The organism is Adhaeribacter aerolatus (genome assembly GCF_007991635.1).
Classification (GTDB): Bacteria; Bacteroidota; Bacteroidia; order Cytophagales; family Hymenobacteraceae; genus Adhaeribacter; species Adhaeribacter aerolatus.
Genome location: NZ_BJYS01000068.1, coordinates 1 through 4,478, shown reverse-complemented (window position 1 = coordinate 4,478; position 4,478 = coordinate 1). Strand labels below are relative to the sequence as shown.

General features: G+C 45.9%; 5 protein-coding genes. 1 reads left to right on the top strand and 4 read right to left on the bottom strand.

All coding sequences use genetic code 11. The features are described from left to right. Positions 1-138 precede the first annotated feature (138 nt). Positions 139-996 carry a dienelactone hydrolase family protein gene (locus tag AAE02nite_RS25950; RefSeq protein WP_146905772.1) on the top strand — a complete coding sequence of 286 codons (858 nt, stop codon included), beginning with the start codon at positions 139-141 and terminating at the stop codon, positions 994-996. A gap of 42 nt (positions 997-1,038) precedes the next feature. On the opposite strand, the gene AAE02nite_RS25945 is transcribed toward AAE02nite_RS25950, so the two are convergent. From AAE02nite_RS25945 to AAE02nite_RS26455, 4 genes are all read right to left on the bottom strand, one after another. Further along, entirely contained in the window at positions 1,039-1,863 is an 825-nt protein-coding gene (locus AAE02nite_RS25945; RefSeq protein WP_146905768.1) for an OmpA/MotB family protein, read from the bottom strand. A 386-nt stretch (positions 1,864-2,249) separates the two neighbouring features. Then, positions 2,250-2,960 (bottom strand): SOS response-associated peptidase, encoded by a 711-nt coding sequence (locus tag AAE02nite_RS25940; protein ID WP_146905764.1) that lies wholly within the window; start codon positions 2,958-2,960, stop codon positions 2,250-2,252. 137 nt (positions 2,961-3,097) lie between these two features. Next, on the bottom strand, positions 3,098-3,958 hold the full coding sequence (locus tag AAE02nite_RS25935) for a 3-keto-disaccharide hydrolase (RefSeq protein ID WP_146905761.1): 861 nt from the start codon (positions 3,956-3,958) through the stop codon (positions 3,098-3,100). A gap of 87 nt (positions 3,959-4,045) precedes the next feature. Next, positions 4,046-4,478, bottom strand: a 433-nt coding sequence (locus AAE02nite_RS26455; RefSeq protein WP_170252694.1) for an FG-GAP repeat domain-containing protein, incomplete at its 5' end; no start/stop codon positions are given.

The window sequence follows — 4,478 nt, the reverse complement described above, 5'->3', positions numbered from 1 at the left end:
ATTACTTAAACCGTTGATTACTTTGTGCCTGACACTATCTGCACAGTACTCCTGCCGTTGTTCTGTATTTTTATAAAATCCTATTTTTTATAAAATAAATTTATATATTAAAGCTTCTAACGCAACCGAAAACTACTTATGGATCAGCGCATCATTAACCTCTTCGATGAATATACCCACAAACCTCTGACCCGGGAGGAATTTATGAAACGGCTGGCAAAACTTACCGGCAGTTTAACCGCTGCTTTAACGGTTCTGCCATTGCTGGAAGTAAATTATGCGCAGGCTGCTACCGTTGCCGAAGACGATAAAGATTTAACCATAGCAGAAGTAACCTGGCCCGGTGATGGTGCCACCATGAAGGGCTACCTGGCTCGTCCGAAAAAGAGTGGTAAGTTGGGCGCCGTCATGGTCATTCATGAAAACCGGGGGTTAAACCCCCACATAAAAGATGTTACCCGCCGCATGGCGAAGGCCGGTTATCTGGCACTGGCCCCCGATGCCCTGGCTCCTTTTGGCGGCACCCCGGAGAATGAAGATGAAGCGCGGGCTTTATTCAGTAAAATAGAAGCGCCTAAAAACCTGAATAATTTTGTAAAAGGTGTGGAGTATTTGCGAACCCGCCCCGACAGCAACGGCAAAACCGGTTGTGTTGGTTTTTGCTGGGGTGGTGCAATGGCCAATCAATTGGCCGTAAACGCTCCCCAGTTAAAAGCAGCCGTAGCTTATTACGGCCGTCAACCCGAAGCTGCCGATGTACCCAAAATAAAAGCAGCGGTACAGTTGCATTATGGCGAAATGGATGAACGGGTAAATGCGGGCATTCCGGCTTACCAGGAAGCCTTAAAAGCTGCCGGTATTAAACACGAAATTTACGTGTACAAGGGCGCCCAACATGCCTTTAATAACGACACTGCACCTACCCGTTACAATCCCGAAGCAGCCAAACTGGCCTGGGAACGCACCTTACGCCTGTTTAAAGAAACCTTAAGCTAATATTAATCTACCAGCAACTCACCCAGGAAAACCGGCACTTATTTAATTCTGCTCCAAAATCTTAAACAACTCGTCTAATTTGGGGGTGAGAATAATTTCGGTACGGCGGTTAAGCTGGCGGTTTTCGGGGCTGGTATTAGCCACCACGGGCACAAACTTAGAGTGCCCCGATGGGGTTACCCGCTCCGGCGATAAACCCGCGTTGGTTAATATCCGGGCAATTTCGGTGGCCCGCAATACACTCAAATCCCAATTATCTCTCATTCCAACGGTACCTTTGGCAATGGGCACGTCGTCGGTGTGGCCTTCAATTAATACGTTTACGTCTTGCTGGTCTTTTAACGCAAAGGCTAATTTTTGCAAGGCATCCTGGCCTTTGGGATCTACTTTGGTACTGCCCGATTTAAACAACAACTGCTCCGATAACGATACGTAAACTTTGCCGTTCTTAACGTTTACGGTTAAGTCACCGGCCTTAAAGCCCAGCAAAGCGTTACTAACACGGTTCTTCAAATCATTTACGGCCCGGTCTTTCTCCGCCAGAATTCTTTGCATTTCCCGCAGACGGTCTTCCTGGGTTTGCAGGTCGGAGCTTAACTGGTTCACGCGTTCGGTACTGCTTTTCAGGTTAGCTTTCAGCGATTGCTCCGTGGCATTTTTTTCTTCTTCCAGGGCCGCTTTCTCCCGGGCTAAAGCGCTACGTTCTTGTTCCAGCGCAGCTTTTTCTTTATTAAGGGCGTCACGTTCGGCTTGTAATTCGCGGTTTACCGCCAGGGCCGTTTCGTATTTCTTCGACGACACGCAGGAGGTAGCTGTTAAAACTGCTGCCAGCAGTCCGTAAGTAAAAATCTTTTTTAAGTTTTTCATAATCGTAGGTTTGGTGCGGAAATGATATAGGTATATATACCCTTTAACTTACCCTCTTTTATCAGGAAAGGTTAGGTGCATTAGCTTTTACTGGATAAAAAGCGATATCTAATTATTAAAAGATTGCTTTGAATTTATAATATTTCTTACCCAACCGGCCAAGGCAAAAAGTTTAAGAAACTCACTTCCGATATTTAGCAGGAGACAGTTATGCAGGTGGTAAGATAATTCCCCATTTAGTAATTGAATTTGACTCACAAACTTTAAAAGGTAAAAAATCTTAATATATAAAACCTCCGCATTAAATCATTGCGGCTGCCACCCCATATTCTGTGCCTCCTTATTTTTACCAGTGAGCCAATCAAAGCAGCTTAAGATTTGATTTCTTACAAAGAATTAAGGACCTCCGGCATATTATTCTGCGGCGAATTAATCAGTGGTGATATAGGATAAGCTTTCATGGCAGCGGCATCATAAGGTTTTAATAAATCCAACAGAGCCTCTACCGGTTCATCGTTATTCAGCCAAAGCTCTTCGGCTTCAGAGGTTAATATTACGGGCATTCGGTCATGCACCTCCTGTACCAGTTCGTTTGCTTCGGTGGTAATAATAGTAAAGGTCTTCAGCACTTCGCCGGTACTTTTGTCTACCCACTCGTCCCACAAACCGGCAAAAGAAAATAAGTCTTCGCTCAGCAAGGTAAAGCGGTAAGGCTGCCGGATTATTTTGTTTTTACCTGCCGATGCCGGCAAATCGAACAAGGATTGCTGAGGGCTGTCTTTTTTTTTCCATTCGTAGAAACCATCGGCCAATACCAGGCAACGTTTGCGGCCAATTAAAGTCCTAAACATGGGGCTTTGGGTCAGGGAATCCGCGCGGGCATTAATTGGGCGATTGGTTCTAGTACTTGTTGCCCAGGCCGGCAGCAAGCCCCAGGAAAACAAAGCGGTGGTATCCGGACTGGTATTGGGCACCACCGGTAGTGCCTGCGATGGGGCCGCATTATAAATCGGATCATTAATAATGCCGGGGTATCGGGCGGATTGCCGGTGCTCTTTTAATAGTTTTTTGGTTGCAACAGAATAACGGCCACACATAAGTAAAATCCGGTTAGGTTTTATTTATTATACGTATTACGCAGTAATTACAGCCTAAACAAAAAGAAGCACCGTTTGCCAGATACTACCCAGCCAAACCTTTACTGGAGGGTCGCCCTTAAACTTTATACAATGCTTTAATTTTTACCTGAAGCCAGTCCCCGTCGCTCGGCTGCCAATTGTTTCAAAACCAGCTGCAGCTTTTTCCGATCCTGCATGTATGGTTCCAGGTTAAATATTTCTACTTTCCGGAATTCAACCGGATGGCTCTCACTTTGTAACGAGATATAACCTTCTTTCAGCAACTGACCGTCTTTTTTTACCGCCGGGTCATAATTACCTACGTTACCACCGCCAATCTGGGGTTTATAATAAGTTAGTACCGTATCGCCGGCGGCAATGTGCTGCACCATCGAATCGGCTAATACCAGCACTTCTACGCGTACCCACTGGTCGCCGTGGAAAGTTTTGGAGTTAGAATCGATGCAATGCGGGGTAAATAACTTATCCTTCATTACTACGTTGGTGCCGGGCGTACATAAATTAGCGGTATGACGTTCGTGTTGGCCGTCTCCTCCTAATAGTTGCACCTCAATTGAAATTGGAAAATCCTGTTTCAGCCCCATAGTAGTTGGGTCCTGGGAATGAATCATGGCGCCGCTGTTGCGTAATGCCCAGCCGGGGCCGCCTTTTACCTGTTCACCGATGAAACGGTATTCCATAGCCAGCAGGTAAGCCGAAAACTTTTGTTTGTAGAAGATATGCCCGTAACGCTCATCAAAACTCCCGTATTGTTCATAACCTACCTGCATTTTGCCATCCTGCACCCGGAAAGTATTACCGAAATTTTCGTTTAACGGGTAACCGGTAATTTTAACCTGCCAATCATTTAAATCTTTGCCATTAAACAATTGCATCCATTTCCCCGACCCCACGTTTTTCTGCGCAATGCAACCGCCGGTTCCAAAAAATACGAGTAATATTAACAGGTGCTTCATTTTTTAATATTTAGAAATAATCAAACTTATTATTAAGCAAAGGTAATCTGCCGGTATCAAGACAATCCGCAAAAAAGTGGCAATATTTTATTTATTTAAATATTTATATGCCTTCAGCGGCTGCTGGTTGATGCCAAACAAGAGCGTATTCTTGATATTTAGGATACTGCGCACATCCCCCTTTATAGCCAGTCCGGACTGCGCCTGCGGTACGTAAGTAAACCCTCCCGCCCCATTGCCCTGCAACAAAGTACCATAGTTAGCATCGTACTTACCAAACCTTAACCGGGCCTGGTTCAGGTTGCCGGCCAGCAGTACATCCGGTTTGCCGTCCTGGTTGTAGTCTAACGTGGTGATGGCAAACACCGGGGCGAACTGCGCCTCCAAGGGCAAAGTTCTGGCTTTGAATTTACCATCCGCACTCCCTTCAAAATAGCTGGTTTGCAGGTTGTTCGCCGACCAGTGCCCCGCTCCTTGCAGTTCTGCGGGAGTAAAGATGTCTTTCAAGGTCGCATCCGCG